Origin of the sequence: Arcicella gelida (genome assembly GCF_034931025.1) — a bacterium.
GTDB lineage: Bacteria > Bacteroidota > Bacteroidia > Cytophagales > Spirosomataceae > Arcicella > Arcicella gelida.
The window spans coordinates 54,743-71,502 of record NZ_JAYGIL010000014.1 but is presented as its reverse complement, the minus strand read 5'-3'; the positions used below and the strand labels follow the sequence as shown (position 1 = coordinate 71,502).

Annotated in this window: 11 protein-coding genes; 2 read left to right on the top strand and 9 right to left on the bottom strand. The window is 36.1% G+C overall.

Annotated features, from left to right (window positions below):
• Positions 1 to 37: 37 nt before the first annotated feature.
• From VB776_RS12900 to VB776_RS12860, 9 genes are all read right to left on the bottom strand, one after another.
• Entirely contained in the window at positions 38 to 2,257 is a 2,220-nt protein-coding gene (locus VB776_RS12900; RefSeq protein ID WP_323330281.1) for a hypothetical protein, read from the bottom strand.
• Entirely contained in the window at positions 2,254 to 3,450 is a 1,197-nt protein-coding gene (locus VB776_RS12895) for a BatA domain-containing protein (RefSeq protein WP_323330279.1), read from the bottom strand. Before VB776_RS12895 ends, VB776_RS12900 begins: the two co-directional genes overlap by 4 nt.
• 130 nt (positions 3,451 to 3,580) lie before the next feature.
• Entirely contained in the window at positions 3,581 to 4,447 is an 867-nt protein-coding gene (locus tag VB776_RS12890; RefSeq protein ID WP_323330276.1) for a DUF58 domain-containing protein, read from the bottom strand.
• 2 nt (positions 4,448 to 4,449) lie between these two features.
• On the bottom strand, positions 4,450 to 5,433 hold the full coding sequence (locus tag VB776_RS12885; RefSeq protein ID WP_323330274.1) for an AAA family ATPase: 984 nt from the start codon (positions 5,431 to 5,433) through the stop codon (positions 4,450 to 4,452).
• Between the two features lie 3 nt (positions 5,434 to 5,436).
• Positions 5,437 to 6,051 carry a DUF4159 domain-containing protein gene (locus VB776_RS12880; protein WP_323257923.1) on the bottom strand — a complete coding sequence of 205 codons (615 nt, stop codon included), beginning with the start codon at positions 6,049 to 6,051 and terminating at the stop codon, positions 5,437 to 5,439.
• 145 nt (positions 6,052 to 6,196) lie between these two features.
• Positions 6,197 to 7,534, bottom strand: coding sequence for a TldD/PmbA family protein (locus VB776_RS12875; protein ID WP_323330272.1), 1,338 nt, complete (start codon positions 7,532 to 7,534; stop codon positions 6,197 to 6,199).
• A 128-nt stretch (positions 7,535 to 7,662) separates the two neighbouring features.
• Positions 7,663 to 9,303, bottom strand: coding sequence for a TldD/PmbA family protein (locus VB776_RS12870; protein ID WP_323330270.1), 1,641 nt, complete (start codon positions 9,301 to 9,303; stop codon positions 7,663 to 7,665).
• A gap of 255 nt (positions 9,304 to 9,558) precedes the next feature.
• Positions 9,559 to 10,878, bottom strand: a complete 1,320-nt coding sequence (locus VB776_RS12865) for a TldD/PmbA family protein (protein WP_323330268.1) — start codon at positions 10,876 to 10,878, stop codon at positions 9,559 to 9,561.
• A 100-nt stretch (positions 10,879 to 10,978) separates the two neighbouring features.
• Positions 10,979 to 12,622 carry a TldD/PmbA family protein gene (locus VB776_RS12860; protein WP_323330266.1) on the bottom strand — a complete coding sequence of 548 codons (1,644 nt, stop codon included), beginning with the start codon at positions 12,620 to 12,622 and terminating at the stop codon, positions 10,979 to 10,981.
• A gap of 655 nt (positions 12,623 to 13,277) precedes the next feature.
• Here VB776_RS12860 and VB776_RS12855 point away from each other — a divergent pair.
• Together VB776_RS12855 and VB776_RS12850 are read left to right on the top strand one after the other, a co-directional pair.
• A complete protein-coding gene (locus tag VB776_RS12855) occupies positions 13,278 to 14,882 on the top strand; it encodes an arylsulfatase (protein WP_323330265.1) in 1,605 nt (534 codons plus the stop codon).
• Between the two features lie 53 nt (positions 14,883 to 14,935).
• Positions 14,936 to 16,564 carry an arylsulfatase gene (locus tag VB776_RS12850; protein ID WP_323330263.1) on the top strand — a complete coding sequence of 543 codons (1,629 nt, stop codon included), beginning with the start codon at positions 14,936 to 14,938 and terminating at the stop codon, positions 16,562 to 16,564.
• Positions 16,565 to 16,760 lie beyond the last annotated feature (196 nt).

Sequence of the window (16,760 nt, the reverse complement as noted above, 5' to 3'; positions counted from 1 at the left end):
GTTTTACCAGCATAAAATCAGGCGGTAAAATATTTCTTTATAAAGAACCTGAACTCATATTCTTCCAAAAAGCTTTTTCTAATTTCTTTTCGCCCGTATAATTCAACCCTTTCGGATTATTTTTATTGGGCAAAGTTTTGCTGAGTAATTGGTAAAGTTTGTTTTGCAAACTAATGCTTTCTGCTTCGGATAAATTTTTATCATTCATCATTTTCTGCAAGGCAGTCAAAATCGACCAGCTGTTCAAATTTGTATTCATGATTTTTGAACTCATCAAAGTACCCAATAAAAGTATTTTTTGTTTATTGGTCGCTGACAGTTTTTGGTTTTCCGCTTTGGTACTTACAATACCAATTACTTCCGAAATTAAGCTTTCAATTTGCTGTTGAGAATAGTTTTTCTCGAAAGTGAATTTCTCATTAAACTTTGTCAACTCACCCGTTAAACGTTTTTCTTTTTCTTTAATCGGTGGTGGGTCAAAACTGGTCTTTTTCACAAAAGTACGAGCTTTATGTTGAGCCGATTTTAAATACTCTAAAGCCTTTTTTTCAAAAGGAATGGCTTTTTCAGGCTCATACATTCGCAAATGCAATTCCGATTGCCACATTTGTTCTAAAGCCATTTTCAACAAACTTCTCGTCGATTGCTCATAAAAAGTATTGGCTTCTCCATCATCATGCGAGTGTACATAATCAGCCAACATACTTGCCAAAGGGTCTTTGTTATCGGTATCTGGCTTATTTCCTCCATGCTCGTGTTCATCATGTTTTTCGCCAGCTTCGTGGTCGTGTTCGCCTTCGTCATGAGCATGACGAAAACCTTTTAATAAATCACCTCCAGCTTCATTTTCATTGGGCAAGGCGTTGGCTGAACCGATAGAATTTTCAAATTCTTCTCCTAAATACTGCCCGTAACGTAATCTAAGTGCTTTTTGGTCGAAGCCAATTTCGTTTGAAGTACTGTTAAATTCTTTGGTTGGTAGCTTTTTTCTTTTAGCAATTAGCTTTTCAGTATCAATAATAATCTGTCGCTGACTTCTAAAATATTCTGGCATAATATTAATCGCCATCGTTGCTAAATCGCTTTCTTCTACTTGTGTGGTATCTTTATACACGATAAAATAAGTATCCGATTTAGTATAATTCGGAATCGGACGTTTATTATCAAATGCCGCCCAATAGTAATATAACTCATCACCCGGAGCAAAATTTAAGGCTTTTAAATCAATGTTTTTTATCACATTGCTTTGCTTAAAATTGCTGTTGGTAATCGGAATTTTTACTTCTCTAAACTTCACATTTTCACCAGAACCTCTTGCCAAAGTAGCCACAATAAAAGCTTGATTTACTAAAAAATCATCCGAAATATTTGCTGAAATCTGTACATTTTTGGCATCTTTCAAAAAGTGTAATTTGTATAATTCCTTAGAACTAGGTTCGATTTTTGGGGCTAAATCTGGAATGGCTTCCAAACGGTAATAGTCTGATTGATAAATCAATGAATCTTTCCAATAAGCTTTAAAAGCGTATAAACCCGAACTTAAAAGTTCATCACTGTATTCAAAAAATGCTTTATTTTTCTTGAAAGTAATTTCCCCACCTTGATTATTAATCAATTTTACGGTTACATTTTCACTATTTGAAAAAGACAATTGCCATTTCAAGTGTGAACCCGCAATGGCAGAAGCATTCATATTTTGACTTTCAACAACTTTCAATCCTGTATAAGTTGGTGGCTGAATTGTCAACGTTGCTTTGGTGAAAACTGGAGCGTTAATGTTCTTATTGTCAGCACTTTTTGATTTACTTTCTTGCAGCAAACTATCTTCTTTTTTACTTGAAAAATTTGGAAAGAAAGCATACAAAAGCCAAGAAGTAAGGAAAATTGCTACATATAAAATCAGTTTTTTATTAAAAACCCAAGGAGTTTGAAAATGCTCATTGGAAAAAATTCGCTCTAGTTGTAATTGTTCCGCTAAATTGGGATTTTCTACGGTTAATAATTCAAGGCTGTACTCAGTATTTTCAATTTTTTGGTGAATTAACTGTATGGTTTCTTTACTTTTGTCTTGAAAAAGTTTTGTAAAATAAGCCATCGTCAACGCTGAAATTACAAAAGCAATGATGGCAAAAGAACTTGATTGAAGTAAAAACAATACCGCAAAATATGCCGAACCAGCCACCAATAAACACCTCAATCCAGCCATAAAATATAGCTGAAATTTGACTTTCGTGATGATTTGTTTGAGTTGATTCATGAGTTTTTATAAATGGCAATCCATCTTTCTAAAGCTAAGAGTAACACAAAAAACAATAATAAAGACTTTGAAAACCAGTCGTTTGATACTGCTTTGAAATACTTTTGTGCTTTAAATAATGAATTGAGTTGTTGATGACTTAAAGATTTATATTCATTTTGTAAACCAAAATGTTGAATGATTTTTTCGCCCAAAAATTCAGGTAAAAGTCCTTCAAATACCATTTCAGAACCTTGAGGATTCAACAAATTTGGAATAAGTACTTGATTAGATTTTTCTGCTAAAAATTTCCACTTGGCTGTATTTGAAAAAATATAAAGTGTGTTATCAGACAGTAACTTTTCTGGAAAGCGACTACTAAAAACAATGTCGTAAGAAGTATCAGATTTACTTTTTTCAGTCAAATCAAACTCTAGTTGATACGTTTGAGCCAACGCTTCTAGTGCAGCTTTGATGCTTTGCTTTTCGCCTGAATCTTGGTTTTCAATCAGCACTTTTATTAAACCTGAATGTTTTGAAGCTCCTTTTTCAATACTTTCTGGTGCTAAAGTCAATAGTTTATTTGAACCGATGAGTATTCTTTTATTATTGATGAATCCTAAATATGGTCTGACTTGTTGGCTGGTATCAATTAAACTATGTAGCACAAAAGTATTTGGCACAAAAATATGCGGTAGCGTTTGTAAAGATGCTGAATTGATGAAGTACATATTAATCTGCTCTTTATCAATTACTTCTACTAATTTATTCAAGCTTTTTTGAAGCAATTCACCATTCAAATTTTCATTTTGTGGAATTTGCTGTAAATCAGTGATTGGTAATAATTTCTCCGAAAACCAATAACATTTTTCTCCTTTTTTTAAGGCTTCTTGCAGTTCAAATTTATAATTTTCAGTGACAAAACTTTTTGCTTGTACCAAATGTATTTTCTTATCTACTTGATGATTCCCGAAAGTATTTAGAAAAGGTTTACTCAGCAAAAAACAAAGTAAAATCAGCAACAAGCACCTAAGCAAAAGCAAAAAGATATTATCTAATCGAATACCTCTGGATTGTTGAAGGTTCTTTTCGATTAGCCAGTTTGTGGCTGCCCAATATATTACTTTTCCTTTTTTTTGATGCCAAAAATGGATGATTATCGGCACTGTAACCGCCAATATTCCCCAAAGCATCAAAGGATTTAATAATTCCATTTTATTAATTTTTGTTTTAAGCTTTAGGCTATAAGCGGTAGGCTTTAGGCAAATGCAATATTAATCATTCAAATTCAGAGAAAAGTATTTTAGCATAAAGCATACAGTCTATAGCTTATAGCCTAAAATATTACCCTCTCCTTTTTTTCAAAGATTCACTGATGACATTAGCGATAGGCTCGCCCAGATTTGTCTGAAGTAAATACACAAAAGGTATCTGCAAAGCAGATATTAAGCTTTTTTGATAAATCTGGGCATTTTTTATTACTTCTGCTTTGATACTTTCAGCTTGTAATTCTACTTCTTTGCCAGTTTCTAAATCTTTGAAACGGTAAAATCCTTTCAAGTCAAAATCTGTTTCTTGCTTGCCTAATACCTGAAAAACCATTACTTCACGATGCGGATTGGCTAGATTTTTTATCAAATTCAACCATTCTTCATTGATTTGTAGGAAGTCGGAAACGAAAATGACAACCTCTTTTTGTTTTTGTTGAAAAACAGGAAATTTAGGATTCTGATTTTGCCAATTGCCTTTGGCTTCCGCTTTTTCAAGTTCATACAAAATTCTTTGAAAAGACTGTTTTCCAGAACTCACTAATGTTTGAACTTCTCCATTTTGCAAAGCGTACAAACTCATCATATCGCCTTGCCGATAGCCCAAATAAGCCAATGAAGCCAATAAAATTTTAGCGTATTGTAAACGACTGACACCGTTTTCAACATAATTCATCGAGCCAGACAAATCTATGATTAGCCTAAGATGATAATTACTTTCTGTGGAAGATTCACGGACTAAATGCTTTTGTGTTCTTGCATAAAGTTTCCAGTCGATTCTCTTGGGGTCGTCGCCAGCTTGATAATGTTTGTATTGTTCAAATTCTATTCCGTAGCCAAAGCGTTTACTGTGGTGAATTCCCAACATTAGTTCTTCACTGACTAATCTACCAGCCAGTTGAAGGTTGTTGAGTTTCACTAATTCGTTTGATAATAATGCCATAATTATTTCAAATTTTTCAATAATTCAGCAATCACATCATCCGTTGTAATTCCTTCGGCATCAGCTCTAAAATTAAGGGCAATACGATGTCTTAAAATCGGAAAGGCTAGTGTTTCTATGTCTTCTGGTAACACAGAAAAACGTTCGTTCAAAACGGCTCTTGCTTTGGCACAAAGTACTAAAGCTTGCCCAGCACGTGGACCAGCTCCCCAATCGCACCACTGCTTTACGAAAGTAGAAGAAGTACTTGCTGGACGAGTAGAGCGTACAATTTGATTGATTTTCACAATCAATTCTTCACTAATATGTACCTGACGGGTTAGTTGTTGTAAAGTAATAATGTCTTCATCAGACATCACCGTTTGGAGATTTTGTTTGCCTACACCCGTAGTACTTTTTAATACTTGTAATTCTTCTGTTTCAGAAGGATATCCCAGTTTGATATATAATAAAAAGCGGTCTAATTGTGCTTCAGGAAGCGGATAAGTACCCGCCTGTTCGATGGGGTTTTGCGTGGCAATAATCAAAAAAGGCTTAGGCAAATCATAATTTGTACCTGCATAAGTTACCTTATATTCTTGCATTGCTTCTAGCAAAGCTGCTTGCGTTTTAGGAGGAGTACGGTTAATCTCATCCGCCAAAACAATGTTTGCAAAGATTGGCCCTTTATTAAATTTGAAGAATTTCTTACCAGTTTCGTGGTCTTCTTCCAAAATTTCAGTTCCTACAATATCGCCTGGCATTAAATCTGGCGTAAATTGTACTCTTTTGAACTTCATTTCCAACGCTTCTGAAATGGTTTTTACCATCAGCGTTTTTGCCAAGCCGGGAACACCTTCTAACAAACAATGTCCGCCTGCCAAAAGGGAAATCAGGATTTCATCGATTGCTTCTTCTTGTCCTACAATAACTTTGGCAATTTCTTTTTTGAGCAATGGCAGTTTCACCACTAATGTTTTATAAAAAGTAAGGTCTTTATTTTCCAATGTCTATACTGTTAGTGCGTATTGAATGATATTTACTCCAAATTTTGTATTGTCCTCAGCGAGCCATCGCTTGTTTCGGAAGTCGTAATCCCATTCACAGCCGTAATCTTTATTACTGTACAAAACGCCAATTCTTCCATTAATGGTGATGGCTTTTAAATAATCATGAACAAGGTCATCTCCCCAACCGTTTAATTCAAAACTGGTTGTTGGCGGTCCTTCAAAATGAAAAAAACAATTGTAAATGGGATGAGTATTCGGAATTTTTTGCAAGGCTTTTTCACCAAAAGTTCTTCCCATTTCCTGTTCAAACGATTTGGCAAAAAGTCCATCAATATCATGATTACAATCATCCACAAATACAAAACCACCGTTTTCTACATATTTGCGAAAATTGTCTCTTTCTTTACTTGAGAATTCTACCAATTTATGCCCACTCAAATAGCAAAAAGGGCTTTTAAAAAGCTCGTTACTGCTCAATAAAACCACTTTTTCTTTTTCATCAATGGGAATGGTTGTATATTCTACCAAAGAATTAAGGATATTTGAAGGCATTCGTTGGTCAGTATCCCAATCTCCAGAAGTATATTGAATTCTTGTAAAAATAAATGGTTTCATAATTTTTTTAATGCTTTAAGCTATTGGCTGTAAGCTTTAGGCTATTGAATTTTAAGGAATTAGAAGTGTTATATTTAAACAAATCAAAACCTAAATTATTCTATAATCCAAAGCTTACAGCCTAAAGCCTACTGCCTAAAGCTTTCTATACCGCATCCGAAAGTGACGAGAAGGTAAATTCTCTGATTTTCATTGGCGGTACCATGTAATTTTGATTCGATTCAGTACTCACTACACGCTCTGTTTTACCTAGCATTTCAAGGTTATTAAGCATGATAATCGGACTTTCGTTGAATCTGAAATTTTTGATTGGATACTTAATTTTTCCGTCTTCAATATAAAAAGTACCGTCACGAGTAAGACCAGTTTGTAATAATGTTTGTGGATCTACAGAACGGATATACCAAAGTTTAGTAACTAAAATACCTCTTTGGGTACTTTTAATCATTTCTTCTAATGTGGCTGTTCCACCCATCATAATCATGTTATTAGGAAAAGGAACAGGTTTTACTCCTTTTTCTTTTGCCCAATATCTTGAATAAGAAAGGTTTTTAACTACACCTTTTTCAATCCACATCATTTTTTCTTGCGGTAAACCATCGCCTGACCATGACGAAGCTGGTAATTCAGGATGAGTTGGATCAGAGAAAAAAGTCACTCTTTCATCAACAATTTTTTCACCAAGTTTTGTTTTGCCACCCGGTTTACTAAAGAATGAACGACCTTCATCTGCACTGCGGGCATCCATATCAAAGTAGATATTTTCTAATAAAACTGCCGCTGCTGTTGGCTCTAAAATTACGGTATATTTCCCTGGCTCTAAAGCTCTTGCTCCTTTTGAACCCAATGATTTTTGCATCGCAATTTTAGTCGCTGCCGCAGTATCTAATTTATTGACGTCGCTATAACCTTTGGCTACGTAGCCAGAACCGGTACCATCTTCTGTACGAACTGTCAATGAAAAATTCACATTGGTACTTTTATAATAAGCAAAAAGTCCTTTAGAATTCATTATGGCAGAGTAACCTTTTTGGTCTTCTAAAAAGCCAGCGGCAACCAATTTTTGTTCTCTGGATAATTTCAAACTTTTGCTAACAGCTTCAGCACGAGTATCGGGTGAAACGCTAGCGGTTGAATCGAAATATCCATTAGATTTAATATAAGTTTGTGGCCCTAACAAACCTACATATTCGGGATTTTCAGGAGCTAATTGTGCTAATTCTTCTGAACGACGCACTACTTTTTCTAAAGAAGCATCATCAAATTCATCAATTGTCGCAACGCCTACTTTTTTACCAAAAGCAGATTGCACCGATAAATTTTGATTAGTTAAAGCACCACTTGTGGATACTTCATTACGAGCATAGCGGATATTTCCACGTATTTCGCCCGACAGATTTACTTCACATTCATCTGCTTTTGAATACTTTAAAACCTTTTCAAGCAAGGTTTTAGCTTCACTTTCGGTTAATATTACTGACATGTTGATTTCGAGATTAAAGGAGTTTGGACGTTTGAATTGCTCTAAGCAGTAGGCTTTAGGCTGTAAGCTATAAACCTTTTTAAAAAGCTTATAGCCTATGGCTTATAGCATAAAGCCAATAAAGCTATTTAAATCTTACGTGCTGTATTAATTACATTTACGCCATTAAAACGAGCCGTTGAACTACCATGTGAAACAGCACTTGATTGCGAAGGCTGACCTTTTCCATCAAAGAAAGAACCACCCAAACGATAATCACGCTCATCACAAACTTGTACGCAAGAATTCCAGAATTCCTGAGTATTAGATTGGTAAGCTACATCTTTTAGCATTCCTACAATTTTTCCATCCTTAATCTCATAATACAATTGTCCGCCAAATTGGAAATTATAACGTTGTTGGTCAATCGAGAAAGAACCATCGCCAACGATATAAATTCCTTTTTTTACATCTTTAATCATTTCTTCAACCGACAAAGGGGTTTTGCCCGGAGCAAGCGAAACATTTGCCATGCGTTGAAACTGTACCGACGACCAGCTATCTGCATAGCAACAACCATGAGATTCTTTTTCGCCGATAATATGGGCTTGGTCACGAATGGCTTGATAATTCACCAAAGTACCGTCTTTTACTAAATCCCATTGTTTAGTTTTTACGCCCTCATCGTCCCAACCAACAGCACCTAGCGAACCTACCTGTGTTTTATCAGCAAATAGATTTACTTGTTTACTTCCGTAGTTGAAGTTTTTACTTTGCCATTTATCTAAAGTAGCAAATGAAGTACCTGCAAAATTGGCTTCATATCCCAATACACGGTCAAGTTCCAATGGGTGACCTACCGATTCGTGAATGGTTAACCAAAGATGCGATGGGTCTAATACTAAATCGTACTTCCCAGCTTCAACAGATTTTGCGGTTAGCTTTTCTTTGGCTTGTTTTGAGGCAGCGATAACGTCTTCCAACATATCGTAACCTTTGTTGTAGCGGGTAGTGATTCCTGTAATTTTATCGCTTGGATTGGTCTGAAGATATTCATAACCCATTCCCATTGGAGCGCTCAATGTACGGCGAGTTTCAAATTTTCCTGATTTAGGGTCGATAGTTGTTACATTAAAAATCGGCCAAATTCTGTGAATATCTTGGTCGATATACGAACCATCGGAAGAAGCAAAGTACTTTTGCTCATTCACTAAAAACATGACTGAGTTTACGTAGTTAGCGCCATTTTTCATGGCAGCATCATTCACACCCAACAATAAATCAACTTTTTCTTTAATGGGTACTTCAAAAGCATTTTTTTGAATAGGAGCTTTCCAACTAACTTCACCAAAACCTTTTTGTGGAGCTAATTGAACGGGTTGCGTCATCAATTTGGCATTTGCTTTGGCAATCGCAACAGCTTCTTCGGCTGCACGAGCGGTATCGGCTTCAGATTTGGCATCTACAACGGCAGCAAATCCCCAACAACCATTGGCAATTACTCTTACGCCTACACCATAGGATTCGGTGTTGACAATATTCTGAACTTTGTCTTCACGAGTAACCACGAATTGATTGAGATAACGCCCAATTCTTACATCTGTGTAAGTGGCACCTTTGGCTTTGGCAGCATTAAGAGCAGCATCAGCTAATCTTTTTTTGATGGCTACATCTACAGTACCATCCAAAAGAGCTTCTGCGGAAACAGGCCTTCCAACAATCGGGATGTTTGGTAGCATCATTGCTCCCATTCCTAAGCCTGACATTTGAATAAAATCTCTTCTTTTCAAAGTTTTTTTAGTTTTTAGTTGAAATAGATACGAGAAAAAACACCTACAAATTAGCTAAGGAGTTATACTTATTAAGGCTTTTAAAAGTAAGCTAAAAGTTAATAAGACATTCCTAAAACCGCTCTGGCGAGTTTTTCCAAATACCTAAATATATTGTTTCTGATGAAGTAATGAATACTTTGAAATGATGATTTTGATGAATGGTTAAATAAAGAAGGTGAATGGTCTGAGTTTTCAGCCATTCACCTTCATCAACTAAACCGCATCAGATAAACTACTGAAGGTAAAGTCTCTTATTTTTAAGGGAGGAACCAAACTACCTCCAATACGCATTGGTGCACCCATTGCTTCTAAATTATTAAGCATAATTACTGGGCTTTCGTTGAAACGGAAATTCTTGATAGGATATTTAATTTGTCCTTTTTCGATATAAAAAGTACCGTCACGAGTAAGTCCTGTGTAAAGTAATGTTTGTGGATCAACTGCACGTATGTACCAAAAACGAGTAACCAAAATACCCTTTTCAGTTCCTTTAATCAAATCTGCCAAAGATTCTGTACCGCCAGCCATGATAAATCCTGATGGTGGTGGCGTTGCTTTTACGCCTTTTTTCTCTGCCCAGAATCTTGAATAAGTAAGGTTTTTTACAACCCCGTTTTCTATCCAATAGATTTTTTCTTGTGGACGACCATCACCAGAAAAACCAGCTTTAGGAATTTCAGGATTACTTGGGTCTGAATAAATGTTTACTCTTTCGTCGAATAGTTTTTCTCCTAAACGAATACCGCCACCTTTTTTGCTCAAGAAACTTCTACCTTCGTCAGCATTTCTAGCATCCATGCTTCGCATCATATTTTGCAATAAATCAATCGAAGCGGCAGGTTCAAGAATTACTGTATATTTCCCCGGTTCTAAAGCCTTTGCTGAACTTGAAGCCAATGCCTTTTGCATTGCAATTTCAGTTGCAGATTTAGTACTTAGTTTTGAAACATCGTTAAAATCACGAATGGCATAACCAGAACCTAATCCGTCGGCTGTACGCACCGTAATTGAAAAATCTATAGAAGTTGATTTATTATAAGCAAAAAGTCCTTTGCTATTTCCCATAGCATTGAAACCCGAAGAATCTTCTAAATAACCCGCAGCTGTCAAACCTTTTTTAGAACAAGGGTCGATACTTTCAAAAGCGGCTTTCGCACGATAATCTGGGTCGATTTTAGCTGTACTTTCTGAAAAAGTACTTGTTTCTAAATATGTTTGTGGACCAAGCATTGGCACATATTCAGGGTTTTCTGGGGCTAATTTGGCGATTTCTTCAGCTCTTCTAACGGTTTTTTCTAATGATTTATCATCAAATTCATTGATTGTTGCCGTACCTGAACGTTTGCCAAATACTGCGGTTACTGCCAAAGAAAGGTCAAGTGATTCACCGCTTGTTGAAACTGAATTTCTAGCATAACGAATATTTCCTGTGCGGCTACCACTTAGCGACACACTCATTTCGTCTGCTTTTGAAAAGGCTAAAACCTTATCTATGATTTTTTTAGCTTCTTCTTTTGTTAATATAATTGACATGTTTTTTTGCGAGATTAAGTTGAAGGCTGTAAGCTTTAGGCCATAAGCTGTAAGCAAAAAAAGCTTATAGCCTAAAGCCTATTGCCTAAAGCCCATTAAACTATATTTTACGTCCTGTGTTAATCACATTTACACCGTTGAAACGTGTTGTCGAACTTCCATGAGAAACAGCACTTACTTGTGAAGGCTGACCTTTTCCATCGAAGAAAGAACCAAAAGTACGGTAGTCGTCTTTATCACAAATTTGCGCACATGAATTCCAGAATTCTTGTGTATTCGACTGATACGCTACATCATCCAACATTCCCACAATTTCTCCGTTCTTGATTTCATAGAATAACTGACCGCCAAATTGAAAGTTATAACGTTGTTGGTCAATTGAATACGAACCACGACCAATGATATAAATCCCTTTTTCAACACCCTTAATCATGTCAAAAACACTCAATTTCTCTTTACCTGGACGCAAAGAAACATTTGGCATTCTTTGGAACTGAACCGAATTCCAGTTATCGGCATAGCAACAGCCATGCGAAGCATTTTCTCCCAAAATATTTACTTGGTCACGAGTAGCTTGGTAATTCACCAAAATACCATCTTTGATTAAATCCCATTCTTTACAAGGCACACCTTCGTCGTCGTAACCAACTGTACCTAAAGTATGCGGTTGTGTTTTATCTGCAACAATATTTACTTGCTTACTTCCGTAGTTGAATGCTTTCGTTTTCCATTTATCCAAAGTAGCGAAACTTGTTCCTGCGTAATTGGCTTCATAACCCAATACACGGTCAAGTTCAGTCGGGTGACCAACAGATTCGTGAATCGTTAAACCTAAGTGATTTGGATCCAGAATTAAATCATATTTTCCAGCCATTACCGACTTCGCAGTCATTTTTTCTTTGGCTTGTTTAGCTGCCATGATGGCATCTTCAACCATATCATAAGAATTACGGTAGCCGACTAAACCATTTGGAGCAGCAATTTTTTCACTTGCCAAACCGTCGAGATACTCATAACCCATGCCCATTGGCGAGCTGATGGCATCACGAGTTTTGAACTTTCCAGCCGCTTTGTCAACCGCAGTGACAGTAAACGTGGGCCAAATACGATGAACGTCTTGGTCGATATAAGAACCGTCAGAAGAAGCAAAATACTTTTGTTCATTTACTAAAAATAAATTAGAAGTAACAAAGCCAGCACCATTTTTCATGGCTTCACTGTTTACTTTCATTAACAAATCTATTTTTTCTTGAACGGGTACTTCAAAAGCATTTTTTACGATGGGCGTTTTCCAAGAAACTTCGCCAACACCTTTTTGTGGAGCAAGAATGACAGGTTCTTTCTGAATTTTTGAATTGGCTTTGGCAATGGCTACTGCCGTTTCAGCACATTTAGCAATACCTTCTGGCGTAACATCACTCGTTGCTGAAAAGCCCCAAGTGCCATTAGCAATTACTCTAATGCCTACACCATAGGACTCCGCATTTACAATGTTCTGAACTTTGTTTTCACGAGTAAACAAAAATTGTTGTAAATATCTACCGATACGAACGTCGGTATAAGTAGCACCACGAGATTTGGTAGCGTTGAGAGCGATGTCTGCCATTCGTTTTTTGAAAGCTACATCAGCGGCAGGTTCTAGCAAATGTTCTGCCGTAACCATATTTCCCAAAACAGGAATGGACGAACCCATCATGGCTCCTAAGCCCATACCAGATAATTGGATAAAATCCCTTCTATTCATATTGGGGTTTGTTGATTGAAGTTAAAATTAAATGAAGTAAAATCTTGATGAAAGAGCCTGTTAAATCAAATTGAAAGAACAGTACAGTCTAAAAATAGTAAATAAAACAGCATAAACCATGACTTTATTCGACAAAAGGTGGAAGTTTATCGACATCTGGATAATTTACCATTCAAAATTGGGCAGATTGTTCATTTCTTGAAATTTAATTTTGCTAACTGTTAAATACTCTAATTTTTATTCATTTCTATCAAATCTGCACTTTTTATCAATTTGTGTAATCAAAGTCAAATATTTTCAAAAAAAATTTGGATATTCAAAATCAATAAAACAACTTTGCCTATCGAAATTATAGACTAATAATAATTTTAATGGAATTTACTTGTTAGCCACCAGCAATTAAATTCAAATCATTGTAAATTTTAACATGAATTTAACCCAATTACGCATTTTCCAAAAATGTCGAAATGTTATTCCTATGGCGGTATCTCCCATTTTTTCAAATCTACTTTGTTGTTGCTAGTCAACATCAATCACACAATCTTTTGTTGAAAATCATTATCCAAGCATAAAGTTTGGGAGGATAATCGTTTTCAGTTAACTAAAAGTATCATTTTAAAAGACTATTTCTATAGATAAAATAGTTTAATATTACATGAAAATCAAACTAATCCTTTTATTAAGTCTTTTCTCAGTAGGTTTTTCTTCCTTCGGACAAAAGAAAAAAAGTAATAATCCGCCTAACATCATTTTAATCATGGTGGACGATATGGGCTATTCAGACATTGGTGCTTATGGTTCGGAAATCAGTACGCCAAACATTGATAAGTTAGCTTTTGAAGGCATCCGATTGAAAGAATTTTATAATAATTCCATCTGTGCTCCTACTCGTGCCTCTTTGATTACGGGGCAATATCCGCACAAAGCTGGAGTTGGTTATTTTAATGTGAATTTAGGTTTGCCCGCTTATCAAGGTTTTTTGAATAAAGAATCCTTGACCTTTGGCGAAGTACTCAAAACCGCAGGCTACAATACTTTTCTTTCGGGAAAATGGCACGTGGGAAACGATAGTTTGTATTGGCCAAACCAAAGAGGTTTTGATAAATTCTACGGTTTTATTGGCGGTGCAAGTAATTTTTATGCTGATTCAAATGACGTTCCTGTTGAATTGGTTGAAAACAACAAAAAAATTACTTTAAAAGAAGGCGAGTATTTAACCAATACTATTACCGATAAAGCTCTTTCGTTTATTGAAGACCAACAAAAAACACAAAAACCGTTTTTCTTATACTTGGCCTACAACGCTCCGCACTGGCCTTTACAAGCTTTGCCGGAAGACATTGCCAAGTATAAAGGAAAATATGCTTTAGGTTGGGATTCACTAAGAACGATTCGCCACCAAAAACAAATAGCCTTGGGCTTGGTTGACCCAAAACACCCCATCGCTACTCGTGATGAAGACGTTCCACATTGGGATGCTTTTACTTATGACGAACAACAATTATGGCAGAGAAAAATGGAAGTTTACGCTGCCATGCTCGACCGAGTTGACCAAAATATTGGTAGAGTAGTCGCCAAATTGAAGGAATTAAGAAAAGATGAAAATACACTGATTGTATTTATTTCGGATAATGGTGCTCAGGGCGGTTACGTACCTTTAGGCAGAAAACGTTCGAGAAATTCTGGGCCAATTGGTTCAGCAGGTTCGTATGAGTACCAAGACCAAAGCTGGGCATCTTTGTCGAATACGCCATTCCGTTCGTACAAAAACAATTTCCATGAAGGCGGAATTAGCTCTCCATTTATCGCTTGGTTTCCTAAAAAAAACAAAGCAGGAAGTATTGCTCGTGGAACTGGACATTTAATTGACTTAGCTCCAACCTTTTATGATTTCGCAGGTGCAAAATATCCAGAAAATTATAATGGATTAAAAACCAATCCATTAGCAGGAGTAAGTTTGAAAAATGTTTTATTGGAAGGAACAGCATTAAACCGTGAACAGCCTATTTTCTGGGAACGTGGTGGCAACAGAGCTGTAAGAAAAGGTAAATGGAAATTAGTTTCTACTTATCCAGAAAAAAGATGGGAACTCTACGATTTAGATGCCGACAGAGGAGAAACCACAGATGTATCTGCTAAAAATCCAGAAATCGTAAAAACACTCATTACTGAGTATGAAGCTTGGGCAAAGAAAAATAATGTAGAAAATTACGAGAAAATCAAACCAGCCGTTCAAATCGGAAACGGAACAAGGTTTTAAAAAGCTGTGAGATTTGAACCTTTAGCTTTGTTTTTTTAAATAGACAAATTCTTATGAAAAATAAATCACTTACTTGGATAAGCCTTTTGCTTGGCTTGAGTTTATCCATTCCAAATACTTTTGCCCAAACCAAAAAGCCCAACATCATTTTAGTTATGGTGGACGACATGGGTTACTCCGACCTCGGTGCGTATGGTTCAGAAATCAACACACCCAATATTGATAAATTAGCTTTTGAGGGAATCAGACTAAAAGAATTTTATAATAATTCCATCTGTGCTCCTACTCGTGCTTCGTTGATTACTGGTCAATATCCGCACAAAGCAGGCGTGGGCTACTTCGATGTAAATTTAGGCTTAGCACCTTATCAAGGATTTTTAAACAAAGAATCTTTGACCTTTGGCGAAGTACTCAAAACCGCAGGATATAACACTTTTCTTTCAGGAAAATGGCATGTTGGCAAAGATAAATCTGTGTGGCCAACCCAAAGAGGTTTCGACCAATTCTATGGAATTTTGGGTGGCGGAGCTAACTATTTTGATGCAGAAGACATTCCACTCGGGAAACCATATCCAGTAGCATTAATTGAAAATAACCAACAAATTCATCCCAAATCGAACTCTTATTATTTCACGGATGAAGTAACCAATCATGCCATTAAATTTATCAGCGAACCTACAAATCAAGAAAAGCCCTTCTTTTTGTACCTAGCTTATACTGCTCCGCATTGGCCTCTACAAGCTTTGCCCGAAGATATTGCAAAGTACAAAGGAAAATACAATGCAGGTTGGGACGCTCTCAGAAAGAAACGTTTAGAAAAATTAAAAGCTTTGGGACTTTTGGACGAAAAACAAAGTATTGCCGAAAAAGACGCTGAGATTCCAGATTGGGATAATTTGACTTATGACGAAAAGCAACTTTGGAAAGCCAAAATGGAAGTATATGCAGCCATGTTGGACAGAGTTGACCAAGGAATTGGTAAGTTATTGACTACTTTGAAAGAACTAAAACAAGACGAAAACACGCTGATTGTTTTTATTTCAGACAACGGAGCTCCAGCAGAAGACGTAGCACATTGGGGCGATAAAGTTGGTAAAAATGCTGGTCCAGTAGGTACTTCTGGTTCTTTTGAATCACAAGGTAAAAATTGGTCATTTTTATCCAATTCGCCTTTTCGTTCATTCAAATCTTTTGCTTTTGAAGGTGGCATTAGCTCGCCATTTATTGCTTGGTTTCCTAAAAAAATCAAAGCGGGAAATATCAATAAAGGTACGGCTCACTTGATAGACTTAGCTCCTACTTTTTACGAATTGGCAGAAGCAAAATATCCAGAAACATTTAATGGCTTAAAAACCAACCCATTACCCGGAAAAAGTTTAACCAATTTACTTTTTGAAAACAAAGAATTACAAAGAGAAGAAGGGATTTTCTGGGAAAGAGCTGGCAACAGAGCCGTCAGAAAAGGCAAGTGGAAATTGGTTTCTATTTATCCCTCGTATCAATGGCAATTATTTGATATTGAGAAAGATAGAGGCGAAACTCAAAATGTAGCGTCGAAATTTCCTTTAGTAGTAGATGCTCTTTCAAACGATTATTTCAAATGGGCAGCCCAAAATGGCGTGGTTGATTATGATACTATCAAGCCAGCCACACCACTTTTACCAGTAAGAAAAAGTAAATAAATTAGTTAATGAGCTTTGAGAATAATATTTAAAAGTATTTTTACCAAAAAAATCTCAAAGCTCACGGCTCAAAGCTACTAATATGAAAAAAGTAATTTATATAATTTTAGGAATCAGTGGTTTCGCTTGGTTGATTTCCAATGGAAATGCTCAAGTAGTACAGCAAAAACCTACTACTGATGCTAAAATCACAGTT

Excerpts from the sequence above, each read along its gene's own strand:
- VB776_RS12900 (WP_323330281.1), bottom strand. The coding sequence starts at position 2,257 with ATGAATCAACTCAAACAAATCATCACGAAAGTCAAATTTCAGCTATAT.
- VB776_RS12895 (WP_323330279.1), bottom strand. The coding sequence starts at position 3,450 with ATGGAATTATTAAATCCTTTGATGCTTTGGGGAATATTGGCGGTTACA.
- VB776_RS12890 (WP_323330276.1), bottom strand. The coding sequence starts at position 4,447 with ATGGCATTATTATCAAACGAATTAGTGAAACTCAACAACCTTCAACTG.
- VB776_RS12880 (WP_323257923.1), bottom strand. The coding sequence starts at position 6,051 with ATGAAACCATTTATTTTTACAAGAATTCAATATACTTCTGGAGATTGG.
- VB776_RS12875 (WP_323330272.1), bottom strand. The coding sequence starts at position 7,534 with ATGTCAGTAATATTAACCGAAAGTGAAGCTAAAACCTTGCTTGAAAAG.
- VB776_RS12865 (WP_323330268.1), bottom strand. The coding sequence starts at position 10,878 with ATGTCAATTATATTAACAAAAGAAGAAGCTAAAAAAATCATAGATAAG.
- VB776_RS12860 (WP_323330266.1), bottom strand. The coding sequence starts at position 12,622 with ATGAATAGAAGGGATTTTATCCAATTATCTGGTATGGGCTTAGGAGCC.
- VB776_RS12855 (WP_323330265.1), top strand. The coding sequence starts at position 13,278 with ATGAAAATCAAACTAATCCTTTTATTAAGTCTTTTCTCAGTAGGTTTT.
- VB776_RS12850 (WP_323330263.1), top strand. The coding sequence starts at position 14,936 with ATGAAAAATAAATCACTTACTTGGATAAGCCTTTTGCTTGGCTTGAGT.